This window comes from Halomonas sp. M1 (assembly GCF_029581375.1).
Taxonomy (GTDB): Bacteria; Pseudomonadota; Gammaproteobacteria; order Pseudomonadales; family Halomonadaceae; genus Vreelandella.
The window spans coordinates 863,904-878,224 of the sequence record NZ_CP121119.1; the positions used below are offsets into that span (position 1 = coordinate 863,904).

Here is a 14,321-nt window from a genome sequence, read left to right on the forward strand (position 1 = left end):
AGGCGTTTTGTTTAGCTAACCCATTAGAAAGGTTAGCTTATTTCCAAAAATCACGAATCGAGGCAATCCCTTGGGCACCTACAGCGCGGGCGTGGTTAGCATCAAAGCGCGTCATGCCGCCCAGCGCAAACACCGGCATGCCCGCGCGCTCAACGAGCTGCTGGAAATCGTGCCAGCCGAGGGGCGCCACTTCAGGGTGCGAGGGCGTGGTGCGCAGCGGCGAAAGGGTTACGAAGTCGCAGCCTAGCACCGCCGCTTTAGAGAGCTGCGCCTGATCGTGGGTCGAGGCCGAGAGCCACTTGCTCTCGGCTATCGGTCGACGATCAATATTCATTAAACGCTCACTGGTCAAGTGAATGCCATCGGCGTCCACCTCATCAAGGAGCGCGGGGTCCGCATTAAGCACAAGACGGGCACCGTGCTGACGGCAAAGCGCTAAGGCACGTTCTGCCCGTGCAAGGTAAGCGCCTGTATCTAGCTCCTTGGCACGCAGCTGAACAAGGCGTATGCCATCTTCTCGTAGTGCCCGCTCTAGAAGGGCCTCAAAGCGCTCTTCATCTGCCTCTTCACCGGTAATTAAATAGTCAGTGGGCAGCATGACTGCCCGTAAAATCGGCAGATTAGCCGCAGGGAAGGGATAGTTTGCCAACTCCTCCATGGGTACCCAGCGCACCGCCTGACCTTCGCGCCCAAAGGGTTCGCCAGCAAACTCCTGAACTTGCCAAACATCCAGCAGGATATGCTTATCAGGGTACTCGTGGTGAATACGAATCAGCGGCCGAGCGCGTACAATTTCAACGCCTAGCTCTTCATGTAACTCACGTTTAAGCCCTTCCAGCCCCGTTTCATAGGGCGCCAGCTTGCCGCCGGGAAATTCCCACAGCCCGCCGTGATCGACGTTTGAAGGCCGACGCGCTATTAACACTTGCTTTTGATCGGCGCTAATCATTGCAGCCGCCGCGACATGAACTCGTCGTTTTACCATTACACTCATTACGTCTTATCCACTTTGTACGCGCCGCCCTCATTAAAGACGGCGCTTTATCACTGCATTAGCACCCTACTACTGAGGCTAGCTGCGGTAATCTGCGTTGATGGTCACATACTCATGAGAAAGATCCGAGGTCCATACAGTGGCACTCTCTGCTCCCCGCCCTAAGTTAATCCGGATAGTAATTTCATCCTGCGCCATCACCGCACTACCTGCTGCCTCTGTGTAGCTGGCCGCACGACCGCCGCTCTCAACCAGCCGCACATCATCAAGGTCAATTACAACACGGTTAACATCAAACGCGTCTATGGGAGCCCGGCCTACTGCAGCTAAAATACGCCCCCAGTTAGCATCCGAGGCATACAACGCTGTTTTGACCAGCGGTGAGTGCGCAACGGTAAACGCCACGTCCAGTGCTTCTTGACGGGTCGCAGCATCGTTAACCTGCAGTGTGATGAACTTTGTCGCCCCTTCCCCATCGCGAATAATTGCCTGGGCAAGCTCAGTCATCACACGCTGTAGCGCGTTACGAAATACCGCAATCTGCTCATCGCTTTCGATACGCGCACCGCTGCCTGTCGCCGCTAGCATGCAGGCATCATTGGTCGACGTATCGCTATCAACGGTAATACAGTTAAACGAACGATCAACAGTTTCGCGCAGCAGTGTTTCGAGAAGCGTTTGCTCTATAGCGGCATCGGTAACCACAAAGCCCAGCATGGTAGCCATATTGGGCTTAATCATGCCGGAACCTTTGGTAATGCCGTTAATCGTGACCTGCTGCTGACCAATGGCCACCGATACCGTAGCACCTTTCGCACGGGTGTCCGTGGTTAGTATCCCTTCCCCTGCGTGCTGCCATGCGAGGCTAGAGTCAGCCAGTGAACTGACAGCAGTTGGCAGACCTGCCAACAAACGCTCCATGGGCAGCGGCTCACCAATCACCCCTGTTGAGAAAGGCAGTACCTGGCTTTCTGCCACACCCAACTGGGATGCTAAAGCGGCGCAGCTTGCATAGGCATCCTGCAAGCCCGTTTCACCCGTTCCAGCATTGGCGTTACCGGTATTAATTAGCCAGTAACGTGGCGCGATGCCTTCACTTAAACAGCGCGCTATATGTGCTTTAGCCACCGATACAGGTGCTGCACAAAATGCATTTCGAGTAAAAACCCCAGCGACAGTGGCGGACTCAGGCAGCTCAATTACCACCGTGTCACGGCGATCAGGTTTCTTAATACCCGCCATTGCAGTGCCTAGGCGCACCCCCTTTATAGGGGGTAGCTCAGGAAAGGGAACGTTTCCCACCGCCATAATTTTCTCCTTCACATTAGCTCAAGAGCGCTGAGCGATTAGCTTAACTTACCGCAGCACTGCTTATATTTTTTGCCTGAACCACAGCTACATGGGTCGTTGCGACCCACTTTGGGCCCTTCCCGACGCAGCGGGCGGCCGTCAGCACCAGGTAGCTCCTGAGCGCTCTCGCTATTTTGCGCGGCAGGTTCGTCGTGTCGGCTATCTGCGGTCGCTTTTTCACGGGCTAACTCTTCACGGCGCTTCTGTTCTAGGGCATCAACCTCTTCAGGCTGGCGCACCTGTACATGGCTTAGAATGCGCGTGACGTCTGCTTTTATGTTGGTTAGCAGGTTTTGGAACAGCTCAAACGATTCACGTTTGTACTCCTGCTTGGGATTCTTCTGAGCGTAGCCGCGCAGGTGGATACCGCGGCGCAAATGATCCATCGACTGAAGATGCTCTTTCCAGCGAGTATCCAGCACCTGCAGCATCACCTGCTTCTCAAAGCGACGAATCAACGCAGCGCCTGCTGCCTCAACTTTGGCTTCATAAGCTTCGCGGTGCATAGCTTGCAGGCGTTCACGGAGAATCTCTTCGCTGAGTCGCTCATCTTCTGCTGACCACTGCACCACAGGTGCGTCAAGGTTAAACTCTGTCTTCAGGTGCGCTTCTAAACCCGGCAGATCCCACTGCTCCACCAAACTTTGCGGCGGCACAAAATCGCTGATCGCTTCTTCCATGACCTCTTCACGAATACCCAGCACTGCATCAGAGATATCATCAGACGCCAGAACTTCATTACGCTGATCATATATGACACGACGCTGGTCGTTGGCCACATCATCGTATTCAAGCAGCTGCTTACGAATGTCGAAGTTACGCCCTTCCACCTTTTTCTGAGCGCGCTCAACGGCGTTGGAAACCATTTTATGCTCAATGGCTTCACCCCGTTCTAAGCCCAGCGCCTGCATCAACCGCTTAACGCGATCAGAGCCAAACAACCGCATCAGGCTATCTTCCAAGGAGAGGAAGAAACGTGTGGAGCCAGGGTCACCCTGACGACCGGCGCGGCCACGCAGCTGATTGTCAATGCGGCGTGATTCGTGACGCTCGGAACCTACTACGTGCAAACCGCCCGCTTGTAAGACGCCATCATGGCGCTTTTGCCACTCAGCTTTTAATGCGTCAATTTGTTCCTGGGTGGGGTTTTGCAGCTTCGCCGCCTCTGCTTCCCAGTTACCCCCCAGCATAATATCGGTACCGCGCCCGGCCATGTTGGTGGCAATGGTAATCGCCCCTGGACGCCCTGCCTGGGCAATAATTTCCGCTTCGCTCTGGTGCTGCTTGGCGTTCAAGACATTAAATTTCAGCCCCGCCTCGCGCATTAAGCGGGCAAGAAACTCAGAGGTTTCAATTGAAGCGGTACCTACCAGTACAGGCCGACCGGCTTCTGTTTCGGCTTTAACATCCTTAATAATGGCTTCGTACTTCTCTTCCGCACTAAGGAAGACCAAATCATTCAGATCTTTCCGAGCTAGCACACGATTAGTCGGAATCACTATCACGTCTAGGCCATAGATCTGACGGAATTCAAAGGCTTCTGTATCAGCCGTACCCGTCATACCCGCCAATTTTTCATAAAGGCGGAAATAGTTCTGGAAGGTAGTGGATGCAAGCGTTTGGCTTTCGCGCTGAACGGTAACGCCCTCTTTGGCTTCAACGGCCTGGTGAAGCCCCTCAGACCAGCGGCGACCCGGCATTGTACGACCGGTATGCTCATCAACAATAACGACTTGGTCTTCAGCGACAATATAATCAACGTCGGGGTGATAAAGGTGGCGGGCCCTTAGGGCAGAGTGCATGTGCTGTAAAAGATTAAGATTTTGCGCAGCGTAGAGTGAGTCCTCTTCACCCAGTAGCCCCTCTGCACGCATCAAGGCTTCTACTTTGTTATGGCCCTGTTCGGTGAGCTCAACCTGTTTTTGCTTCTCATCCAGCAGGAAATCGCCGGTTACAGTGGCCTCTTCATCTTCTAAGACCTCGCCTTTTTCCAACTGCTGGGCAAGACGGTTTACGATGCCATAAAGGTCGGTATTTTCATCGACCGCGCCAGAAATGATCAGCGGTGTACGCGCCTCATCAATGAGGATTGAGTCAACCTCGTCGACAATGGCGTAATGCAGGCCGCGCTGCACTTTATCCTCAAGCGCGAACGCCATGTTGTCGCGCAGGTAATCAAAACCAAACTCATTGTTGGTGCCGTAGGTGATGTCGCACTGGTAGGCATGACGCTTCTCTTCACCACTTTGACCAGCAAAAATCACGCCGATGGAGAGGCCCAAAAACTCATACAACGGACGCATCCACTCAGCATCCCGGCGCGCCAGGTAATCATTCACGGTAACAACGTGCACACCCTTCTCAGGTAGCGCGTTTAAATAAACCGCCAGGGTCGCTACCAGCGTTTTACCCTCGCCAGTTTTCATTTCCGCAATGCGCCCGCGGTGCAGTGTCAAACCACCGACCATTTGCACATCAAAATGACGCATGCCCATTACCCGCTTACTCGCTTCACGCACTACCGCAAAGGCCTCGGGCAACAGGCTGTCGAGCGTTTCACCATCGCTTAGCCGTTGGCGTAGATGCGCTGTTTTACCCTGCAGATCGGCATCGCTTAATCCTTCCAACTCCGGTTCTAACTTATTCACACTAAGCACATTTTTCTGCATGCGCTTTACTTCGCGATCGTTTTTAGAGCCGACTACTTTACGTAACAAATTATTAATCATGAAAGTTCCAAATCATCATGAGCGCCCTACACCCAGGCGCCCTTTTTATATAAGGCAAATAAATTAGTTCTAACGTAGGAAGGAGTAAAAAGGAGGGCCGCGCTGGGTAAGCACATCTTTAGCCGCCACTAGGCGGCGCTTCACCACCGGTAATAAACGAGTGCGCGCAGGTAGTCGTGTTAACTGGCGAGTAAGGGTGCTAGCCCAGTAGCGCAGCGCGCGACGCTTTTTGGCAATCCACCTAGATTGTGCGCGTAAAATAGCTGGCACCCAAAAGCAGATACTGACGCTACGCTCACTGCCACGAAACGCATCTGCCGAGTGTAAACTTGCAGGCAACAAGCAACTTACCAGAAGCCCAGCCAACCACCAGCGCGCTAGGCCATGTCGGCGCTGCCGCCGTGGCGAAGCGGTTAAGATATCTGGCGTTAACGACATGCTGTGGGCTAGCTCCTGGGCGTGTTAGGCTCTTCTGATCGGCGCTCGATCAAGTAGACTATTAATGGTCGCCCACTATGGGCTGCCAACGGTTTAGATTAAGAGATCACGGGAATTAAGCGTATGAGTATAAAGGTTAAGCGATCTCACGCACAGCCCATCACCCAACTGCTGTCTAAGTCTGGCGATGTTGGGCAACTAATGCGTCAGTCTCGCTTAATTGACCAAGCACAGCGGCACTTACGCGCTCACCTACCCGAAGAAATGCGTGAGCATATTTTCGTAGGCGGGTTTCGTGATGGGCGCTTAACGCTGATTAGCGGCCAAGCCAGCTGGCTAACGTGGCTTCGCTACGAGCAACGTCATCTACTTACCCTGCTCCACCAGTTACCTGGGTTTGAAAGCGTCAGCGCTTTTACTTTAAAAGTGCGCCCTGTACGGCCAGTAGAGAGCCCCAAACGCTATACGCGATCGCTCTCCAACAGCGCCGGAAAAACCTTAGCTGAGTGTGCTAAAGATACCGACAACCCAGCGCTCAAAAAAGCACTAGAGCGCCTAGCCTCCCACGCCCCACACCACTCTGAACCTGAAAACTAAAATGCATACCCGAAATGCATAAAGCACCGCCTAAGCGGTGCTTTATAAGATGGGGCACACATCAGATTTTTCAACCAACCATGCGTTCCACACGATTTACTATGCCATGGCAGGCGCCGCGTAGGAGATAGGCGCAACGGCTTTCTCTTCTTCGAACGTCACAATCTCATAGGCATCAGGCTGTGCCATTAGCTCACGGCAAAGCTGATTATTAAGGGCATGACCCGACTTTATGCCACGGAACTCACCAATCAGGCTATAGCCTAGCTGGTAAAGGTCGCCAATAGCGTCAAGCACCTTATGTTTGACGAACTCGTCTTCATAACGTAGCCCGCCTTCATTAACAATACGGTAGTCGTCAACCACGATAGCATTATCAAGACTGCCGCCGAGGGCTAGATTGTTAGAGCGCAAAAACTCTAAATCGCGCATAAAGCCAAAAGTTCGCGCGCGGGAGACTTCTTTAACAAACGACGTGGTCGAGAAATCAATAAGCGCAGTTTGCTTTTGCTGATCAAATACGGGGTGGTCAAAATCGATGGCAAACGCAACTTTGAAGCCCTGATGCGGCAGAAAAACGGCCTCTTTATCGCCATCGCTCACCGCGACGCGACGCTTAATGCGAATAAACTTCTTAGGCGCATCCTGCTCAAGAATGCCCGCCGATTGGATCAGAAAAACAAATGGACTAGCACTGCCGTCCATAATGGGCACTTCAGGAGCACTAACGTCTACATATGCGTTGTCGATACCCAATCCCGCAAAAGCTGACATTAGATGTTCAACCGTTGCCACTTTTACACCTTCGTTAGAAAGCGCGGTGCACAGCGTTGTATCTTCGACCAACTCTGCGCGAGCGGGCACATGCACCGCGGGATCTAAATCGGTTCTGACGAACACAATACCCGTATTTACCGGCGCCGGACGCAAAGCCAAGTGGACTTTTTTGCCTGAGTGCAGACCCACTCCAGTGGCGCGGATGACGTTTTGTAGTGTGCGTTGTCTGATCATGGGCAGTGGTCGAGCTCTAATGTCGGCGGTTATCGGCTCAAAAAAAAGCAAATACCGCAAAAGGAAAGTTATCAAACAGTGTTCACTTTAACAGCAAACAAGCGCTTTAACCAATAAAACTCTCGTTTGCTGTAGCAGCGATACATTCAGTGCGGCTTAATCCGCCTGACGGCGCAAAAAAGCAGGGATGTCCAGATAATCGTCTGCTTCTGAGGCGCGACGCTTTTCTGGCCGAGGCTTAGCAGCCGGTGCAGGTGCTTCGGCGCGAGCCGTCGCCTGCTGACGCATAACGGTTGGTTGCTGGAGCTTGCGGTAATCAGATGATTCAGCTGCTGAGCGACGTGCAGGCTCACGCGTGGCCGCCTTTGCCTTGCTGCCATCCAAGCCAGCTGCAACAACCGTTACCCGCAGCTCATCAGACATTTCCATATCAATGGAGGTCCCGACGACGATAGTGGCTTCCTGTGAAGCAAACTCTTGAACGGTAGCCCCTACATCGTTGAACTCACCAATCGATAAGTCAGGGCCTGCCGTAATATTTACCAGGATGCCGCGAGCGCCGTGCAGATCGATATCTTCCAGCAACGGGCTACGGATAGCTTTTTCAGCCGCTTCACGCGCACGGTTTTCACCGGTAGCACCGCCGGTACCCATCATCGCCATGCCCATTTCAGACATAACAGTACGCACGTCAGCGAAATCGACGTTAATGATACCCGGGCTGGTAATCAGTTCGGCAATACCTTGTACCGCGCCCAGCAATACATCGTTGGCGGCACTAAACGCGGTGAGCAGTGTGGCATTTTTACCGAGCACTGAAAGTAGTTTTTCGTTAGGAATAGTGATTAGTGAGTCAACGTGCTCGGAGAGCTCTTTCATGCCCTCTTCTGCCGCGCGCATTCGCTTAGGCCCTTCAAACGGGAAGGGGCGGGTCACCACAGCCACCGTCAAAATGCCCAGCTCTTTGGCCACCTGAGCAACGACCGGTGCCCCGCCAGTACCTGTACCACCACCCATGCCAGCGGTAATGAACACCATATCAGCGCCATTTAACAGCTCAGCAATTCGGTCTCGATCTTCCATGGCAGCTTGGCGCCCAACCTCTGGATTGGCGCCAGCGCCTAACCCTTTGGTTATTTCACTACCAAGCTGCAAAACCGTTTTTGCGGATACGCGTTTAAGCGCCTGGGCATCGGTATTGGCGCAAATAAACTCTACGCCTTCGATGTTGCTCTCGACCATGTGGTTGACAGCATTACCGCCGCCGCCGCCAACGCCGACCACTTTGATGACCGCACTGCTCGAGGGTGCGTTATCTACCAATTCGAACATAAGCCCCGTCTCCTGAACCGCGCTTGCGGCCCTGTCAGAAATTTCCTTTGAACCAGCCTTTAATTTTCGCCAGCGCTGGATTGCCTTCCTTGCTATCACGCCGGGCAAGCTCGTTACGCCCTTTGTGCGCGGCAACGACTCCCCCATGGCTTTCTAGGCCTTGCCCATGTCGCATTTCCTGCAAGGCATAATGCAGCAAGCCAACGCCCGTTGCATAAATAGGATTACGCACCACGTCCGCCAGCCCCCTCACATTTTGCGGGCAGGCAATACGAACCGGCATATGAAAAATCTCTTCTGCTAGTTCGCTAACGCCTTCCATGCGCGAGGTGCCACCGGTAAGCACAACCCCTGCGGCCACCATGTCTTCATAACCACTACGGCGTAATTCGTCTCTTACCAGTGTAAAGAGTTCTTCGTAGCGCGGCTCTACCACTTCGGCTAATGCCTGGCGTGATAAATCTCGCGATGGACGATCCCCTACACTGGGTACTTTAATCATTTCATCACTTGCTGCGAGGTGAGTCAGCGCGCAGGCGTATTTTACTTTGATTTCTTCAGCATGCTGGGTAGGCGTACGCAGCGCCATTGCGATGTCATTAGTGACTTGATCACCGGCAATGGGTATCACGGCAGTATGGCGAATTGCCCCTTCGGTAAATATAGCCATATCAGTGGTACCACCGCCAATATCGACCATACAAACGCCCAGTTCGCGCTCATCTTCAGTGAGCACTGCCATACTGGAAGCAAGCTGCTCAAGAATAATGGCATCAACATCTAGGCCACAACGGCGCACACATTTTTCAATGTTTTGCACCGCGTTTAATGCAGCAGTGACAAGATGCACCTGCGCCTCTAACCGAACGCCCGACATACCCAGCGGTTCACGGATGCCACCTTGCGCATCGATTGAGAATTCTTGAGGCAGAACATGTAATACCCGCTGCCCTTCCGAGACAGCTCTGGCGCGAGCTGAGTCAATCACACGCTCAATATCCGATGGCGTTACTTCACGCTCTTTGATGGCTACCACGCCATCTGAGTTCATCGAACTAATATGGCTACCGGCAACGCCAACATAGACAGAATGAATATCGCAGCCAGCCATCAACTCAGCTTCCTCAACGGCTCGTTGAATAGACTGGACCGTTGATTCAATATTAATGACTACGCCGCGTTTCATACCACGCGATGGATGAGAACCGATTCCCGCAATTTCGATCCCGCCATCATCGGTGGGTTGACCGACTATCGCGACGACCTTGGACGTTCCAATGTCCAGCCCGACAACCATATTGGATGCATTGGGTGAGCCTGCCATGAGTCGGAAAATCTCCTTATCGTAATTTGAAAAGTCGTCTTATTAATGGATGACGCTAGCTCGGCAAAGATTCCAATGGGCGTCAACCAAAACAGTGTTAAATGTTGATCGATAAAATGCAGCTAAAAAGCCAAAAGGAATAAATAAAACCCACAAAATTACCGATAGGGACATAGTATAGAAACAATAGTCGCAATACGACTAGTCCATGCCCACGATAATGGGCTTAACGGGCAATTAAAACCCTATCAGTGAGTTTCAGCGTTGGTAACCGCTCACATTTACCTGCTTTTTGCACATTGTAGACAGCCTATTACTCTGCATTATCTTCAAAATCGCTCTCGCCATGCCAAGCTACAGCGACGCCATTAGGGTAACGCAGGTCGATATAACGAATATGTTCGCTAAGCTGGGATAACTCCCGCTGCCAGGAGGCAGATAAGCGCGCCAGGCGTACTTCATGCTGACGCCTGCCCAACATCACCCACGCCCCATTATCTAACTGTAATCGCCACGCCCCTCGTGGCTCCAAACGTAGTTGCGCCAGCGATAGTGATAAGTTCGCAAAATGCGGGGTTAGCCGATGATAAAAAGTAAGCACCTCTTCACTGCTGCCTACCGGGCCCGCAAGATCGGGCAACCCTGAAGGAGCTGTCAGCGGGGCAAACGCAAAGGGTTCCCCCTGAGGATTAAGCAAAAAATCGTCATTCCAGCGAGCCACCGGCACTTGTTCAACCAGTTCAAAAACCAACGCATTGGGCCACTCTCGGGAAATACGCACTTCGTTTAGCCAGCCAATGGTTAGGGCACGACTGCGAAGATCGCCCAAATCGGCGGACAGCCATGTGGAGTTTTGCACAAGCGGCGCTAACTGGGTGCGTAAGTAATCAGCACTGACATAGTCCCACTCCCCCCGAATCGAGACCCGCTCGATAGGGCGGTCTAGCCAGAGCCAAAGCGCGCGACTGCCAGCGCCAAGTAAGAGCGCCAGCAGAATGATACCTAACCACGCATTACGCCTTTTCATAAGGCCATCTTCATGATGAGCTCTGTTTGCCGGCAGTCTGCAGTATCTGCACTACCAGCTGATCAAAACCAATCCCAGCATGCGCAGCCGCCTGAGGTACCAAACTATGGTCGGTCATTCCTGGCACGGTATTGACCTCGATTAGCCAGAATTTGCCATCAGCATCCCTCATAACATCGACACGCCCCCAGCCCTCTCCACCAATGGCTGCAAATGCTTGTTGGCAAAGCGATGCTAGCGCTTGTTCATCCTGGGCTTCTAAACCACAAGGAAGATGATACTGGGTAGTATTGGCAATGTATTTAGCCTCGTAATCATAAAAACCTCCCGGCACCTCGACGCGTATCGCAGGGAGTACTTCATCACCCAGCAGTGCAACGGTGTACTCTTCACCGACAATAAACCGCTCCGCCATGACGCGGGCATCGTACTTGGCTGCAGCATGGTAGGCTGACACCAAGTCTTCTTGGCTTTTAACGATACTGATACCCAGCGTGGAGCCTTCGTGGACGGGCTTTACCATCATCGGCAGCCCTAACTGGGTGACCACCGACGCCCAATTTGACTCAGCATTCAACATAATGCTTTCTGGTGTTGGCAAACCCACCGCTTGCCAAACCTGCTTGGTGCGCTGTTTATCCATACCCAGAGCGGAGGCTAAAACACCGCTGCCAGTGTAAGGGATATTTAAAAGTTCCAGCGCTCCCTGGAAAGTACCATCCTCACCACCACGACCGTGCAGAGCAACAAATACAGCCGTGGGAGCCAATTGTTCAAGGCCAACTAAGCCATTTTCTCGCAGGTCGTAGCCGATTGCCTGAATCCCTTGCCGCTTCAAGGCATCCAAAATAGCGGCACCGCTTTTAAGCGATACTTCACGCTCGGCGGATCGTCCACCGTAGACCACAACCACCCGCGCTAAGCGATCTGCCTGGGATACTTGGGCACTCATAGCTCAACCTCGTCCAACACCAGTTTGGCCTGCGCTAAACGCAGCGATATGCCGCCCACGTCGCCAGCCCCTTGGGTAATTAAAATATCGTCCGGACGCAATACATTGCCCAGCAACGCAGGAAGCTCTTGCTTGTGTTCTACAAACAGCGGGTCAACATCGCCACGTTGGCGGATAGAGCCGGCTAACGTGCGCCCTTCGGCTCCTGGGATTACCGCTTCACCAGCGCTATACACGTCCAGCAAAATAAGTGTGTCCACTTGCGAGAGCACCCTAACAAAATCTTCATAGAGATCGCGGGTACGGCTATAGCGATGTGGCTGGTATAGCATGACCAAGCGGCGCTTCGGCCAGCCAGCGCGAACAGCCTGAATAACCATATCCACTTCACGGGGATGGTGCCCATAGTCATCTACCAGCATGACTTCGCCGGTGCTCTTAGGCGTCGGGAAATGACCATGGACTTGAAAGCGCCTACCCACCCCGGCAAAACTGGCAAGGCCACGCAAGATAGCCTCATCGCTAACACCCGCATCAGTGGCGACCACAATGGCCGCCATGGCGTTTAATGCGTTATGCCGACCTGGCATGGCCAGCCGAACAGCTAGCGGTGCCGCGCCACCTGGCCGCAAAGCAGTAAATGACACTTCACCGGCCTGCTGGCTAAAATCAACAATGCGGTAATCGGCATCGCTATCAAACCCGTAGGTCACAAACTGTCGCTTCACCCTTTCAAGCAGGCCGCGCACATGCGGGTCATCTATACAGAGCACAGCTAGCCCATAAAACGGCAAGTTGTGCAAAAACTCGATAAAGGTATTTTTCAGCCGCTCAAAGTCGCCGCCATAAGTAGCCATATGATCAGCATCGATATTGGTAACAATCGACACCATCGGCTGCAGGTGTAAAAACGACGCGTCTGATTCATCGGCTTCAGCGACCAGGTAATCTCCCTCTCCCAGACGCGCATTAGCACCTGCACTGGTGAGCTTTCCGCCGATAACGAAGGTTGGATCTAAGCCACCTTCCGCCAGCAGCGTGGCAGTAAGGCTTGTGGTGGTAGTTTTTCCATGAGTCCCCGCCACAGCAATGCCATGACGAAAGCGCATAAGCTCAGCCAGCATCTCTGCACGACGAACCACGGGCACACGGTGCTCATGGGCCCAGCGAATTTCGGGATTGGTTTCGTCAACTGCGCTAGACACTACAACAACGTCAGCACCTTGGACATTCTCTTCGGCATGCCCAATCGCCACACACACACCGCACTGACGCAAGCGCTCTACCACAGTAGACGCTTTCACATCACTGCCGCTGACGCTATACCCTTGGTTTGCCAACACTTCTGCAATACCACACATGCCTGCGCCACCGATGCCCACAAAATGCAGCCGCTTAATGCGGCGCATACCTGGACCGCTTGGGCGAACATCTCGTAAAGACGTACTCTTAGCTATATCGGTCACGCAGTTTCTCCTTGATTTACTAACGACAGACAGCCATCTGTTAAGCGCCGAGTGGCATCCAAATAAGCAGCCTGACGGGCTTTGGAGGCCATCTCTGCTAACCTGTCTGGGGTTAATAATTCATTTAAATAGTCAGTTAAGCGCTGTGGCGTGAGGTCTGCCTGCACAACACAAACGGCAGCCCCCGCCTTCACCAAAACCTCAGCATTGACACGCTGGTGATCGTCAACAGCAAAAGGAAACGGCACTAAAAGGGCAGGCTTTGCAGACGCTGCAAGCTCTGCAACCGTGAGCGCACCTGCTCGACAAACCACAAGATCAGCCCACTCATAGGCCGCTGCCATATCATCAATAAACGGACTTACTTCTGCTTCGACGCCCTGTTCGGCGTATGCTTTTGCCGTAAGCTCATCGCGCTCCTTACCCGCTTGATGGCGCACGTTTGGGCGCAACTCTGGCGCCATCGCAGCCAATGCCGACGGCAATCGCTCATTTAGCGCCACGGCACCCAGCGACCCCCCGACCACCAGTAAGCGAAGCGGCCGGGCACTCATGGTGGCAGCAGCGCGGGGTTGCTCTCCTATGACAGCAATATCCTCCCGCACTGGGTTGCCGATCACCTCAGCACGGGGCCCAAACGCCTCAGCGAAAGCCGCATAGGTGCGCGTTGCCAAGCGGGAAAGAACCCGATTGGTCAAACCAGCAACAGCATTTTGCTCATGAATCACTAACGGAACGCGAGACAACCATGCAGCAAGCCCGCCTGGCCCGCTAGCAAAACCGCCCAACCCAACCACCACATGGGGCTTAAAGCTATTTATTACACGGCGCGCCTGCATTACAGCCCGCGAGAGATTAAGCGGTGCTTTTAGCCAACCACTTGCCCCGTTACCACGCAACCCGCTAATAGCAATCGTGTGCAGCCGAATACCCGCTTCGGGAACTAGGCGATTCTCGATGCCTCTAGGGCTACCTAACCACTCAACGTCAACATCATGGGCTTGTAATGCACGAGCCAACGAGAGCGCGGGGATAACATGGCCTCCGGTTCCCCCAGCCATAATTAAAATGCGCCGACGTGAATTCGTTGTCACACACCAC

The 14,321-nt window shown here is 53.3% G+C and carries 12 protein-coding genes; 1 reads left to right on the forward strand and 11 read right to left on the reverse strand.

The window, feature by feature from the left end:
• Positions 1-37: 37 nt before the first annotated feature.
• The 4 genes from P8S54_RS03905 to P8S54_RS03920 form a co-directional block, all read right to left on the reverse strand.
• Complete coding sequence (locus P8S54_RS03905) at positions 38-994, reverse strand: Nudix family hydrolase (protein ID WP_281443310.1); 957 nt, start codon at positions 992-994, stop codon at positions 38-40.
• Between the two features lie 78 nt (positions 995-1,072).
• Positions 1,073-2,302, reverse strand: coding sequence for a bifunctional glutamate N-acetyltransferase/amino-acid acetyltransferase ArgJ (gene argJ, locus P8S54_RS03910; RefSeq protein WP_281443311.1), 1,230 nt, complete (start codon positions 2,300-2,302; stop codon positions 1,073-1,075).
• 38 nt (positions 2,303-2,340) lie between these two features.
• Positions 2,341-5,073: a preprotein translocase subunit SecA gene (gene secA, locus P8S54_RS03915; protein WP_281443312.1), complete on the reverse strand. Its 2,733-nt coding sequence runs from the start codon at positions 5,071-5,073 to the stop codon at positions 2,341-2,343.
• A 69-nt stretch (positions 5,074-5,142) separates the two neighbouring features.
• Positions 5,143-5,511, reverse strand: a complete 369-nt coding sequence (locus tag P8S54_RS03920) for a hypothetical protein (protein ID WP_009099260.1) — start codon at positions 5,509-5,511, stop codon at positions 5,143-5,145.
• 123 nt (positions 5,512-5,634) lie between these two features.
• On the opposite strand from P8S54_RS03920, the gene P8S54_RS03925 reads away from it, so the two are divergent.
• Entirely contained in the window at positions 5,635-6,108 is a 474-nt protein-coding gene (locus tag P8S54_RS03925; RefSeq protein WP_281443313.1) for a DciA family protein, read from the forward strand.
• 99 nt (positions 6,109-6,207) lie between these two features.
• On the opposite strand, the gene lpxC is transcribed toward P8S54_RS03925, so the two are convergent.
• From lpxC to murG, 7 genes are all read right to left on the reverse strand, one after another.
• Entirely contained in the window at positions 6,208-7,119 is a 912-nt protein-coding gene (lpxC, locus tag P8S54_RS03930; RefSeq protein ID WP_281443314.1) for a UDP-3-O-acyl-N-acetylglucosamine deacetylase, read from the reverse strand.
• A gap of 156 nt (positions 7,120-7,275) precedes the next feature.
• A complete protein-coding gene (gene ftsZ / locus P8S54_RS03935) occupies positions 7,276-8,451 on the reverse strand; it encodes a cell division protein FtsZ (RefSeq protein WP_281443315.1) in 1,176 nt (391 codons plus the stop codon).
• A gap of 34 nt (positions 8,452-8,485) precedes the next feature.
• Positions 8,486-9,775, reverse strand: coding sequence for a cell division protein FtsA (gene ftsA / locus P8S54_RS03940; RefSeq protein WP_009100088.1), 1,290 nt, complete (start codon positions 9,773-9,775; stop codon positions 8,486-8,488).
• Between the two features lie 313 nt (positions 9,776-10,088).
• Complete coding sequence (locus P8S54_RS03945; RefSeq protein WP_281443316.1) at positions 10,089-10,802, reverse strand: cell division protein FtsQ/DivIB; 714 nt, start codon at positions 10,800-10,802, stop codon at positions 10,089-10,091.
• A 10-nt stretch (positions 10,803-10,812) separates the two neighbouring features.
• Positions 10,813-11,754 (reverse strand): D-alanine--D-alanine ligase, encoded by a 942-nt coding sequence (locus tag P8S54_RS03950; RefSeq protein ID WP_281443317.1) that lies wholly within the window; start codon positions 11,752-11,754, stop codon positions 10,813-10,815.
• On the reverse strand, positions 11,751-13,163 hold the full coding sequence (murC, locus tag P8S54_RS03955) for a UDP-N-acetylmuramate--L-alanine ligase (RefSeq protein WP_281444060.1): 1,413 nt from the start codon (positions 13,161-13,163) through the stop codon (positions 11,751-11,753). Before murC ends, P8S54_RS03950 begins: the two co-directional genes overlap by 4 nt.
• 53 nt (positions 13,164-13,216) lie before the next feature.
• The gene (gene murG / locus P8S54_RS03960; protein WP_281443318.1) at positions 13,217-14,314 is read right to left on the reverse strand and encodes an undecaprenyldiphospho-muramoylpentapeptide beta-N-acetylglucosaminyltransferase; all 1,098 of its coding nucleotides are present in this window, start codon (positions 14,312-14,314) and stop codon (positions 13,217-13,219) included.
• Positions 14,315-14,321: the final 7 nt, after the last annotated feature.

What these genes read in the sequence shown, in the direction of transcription:
- lpxC (WP_281443314.1), bottom strand. Translation starts at nt 7,119, where the DNA reads ATGATCAGACAACGCACACTACAAAACGTCATCCGCGCCACTGGAGTG.
- P8S54_RS03925 (WP_281443313.1), top strand. Translation starts at nt 5,635, where the DNA reads ATGAGTATAAAGGTTAAGCGATCTCACGCACAGCCCATCACCCAACTG.
- P8S54_RS03905 (WP_281443310.1), bottom strand. Translation starts at nt 994, where the DNA reads ATGAGTGTAATGGTAAAACGACGAGTTCATGTCGCGGCGGCTGCAATG.
- P8S54_RS03950 (WP_281443317.1), bottom strand. Translation starts at nt 11,754, where the DNA reads ATGAGTGCCCAAGTATCCCAGGCAGATCGCTTAGCGCGGGTGGTTGTG.
- secA (WP_281443312.1), bottom strand. Translation starts at nt 5,073, where the DNA reads ATGATTAATAATTTGTTACGTAAAGTAGTCGGCTCTAAAAACGATCGC.
- murC (WP_281444060.1), bottom strand. Translation starts at nt 13,163, where the DNA reads ATGCGCCGCATTAAGCGGCTGCATTTTGTGGGCATCGGTGGCGCAGGC.
- P8S54_RS03945 (WP_281443316.1), bottom strand. Translation starts at nt 10,802, where the DNA reads ATGAAAAGGCGTAATGCGTGGTTAGGTATCATTCTGCTGGCGCTCTTA.
- argJ (WP_281443311.1), bottom strand. Translation starts at nt 2,302, where the DNA reads ATGGCGGTGGGAAACGTTCCCTTTCCTGAGCTACCCCCTATAAAGGGG.
- P8S54_RS03920 (WP_009099260.1), bottom strand. Translation starts at nt 5,511, where the DNA reads ATGTCGTTAACGCCAGATATCTTAACCGCTTCGCCACGGCGGCAGCGC.
- ftsZ (WP_281443315.1), bottom strand. Translation starts at nt 8,451, where the DNA reads ATGTTCGAATTGGTAGATAACGCACCCTCGAGCAGTGCGGTCATCAAA.
- ftsA (WP_009100088.1), bottom strand. Translation starts at nt 9,775, where the DNA reads ATGGCAGGCTCACCCAATGCATCCAATATGGTTGTCGGGCTGGACATT.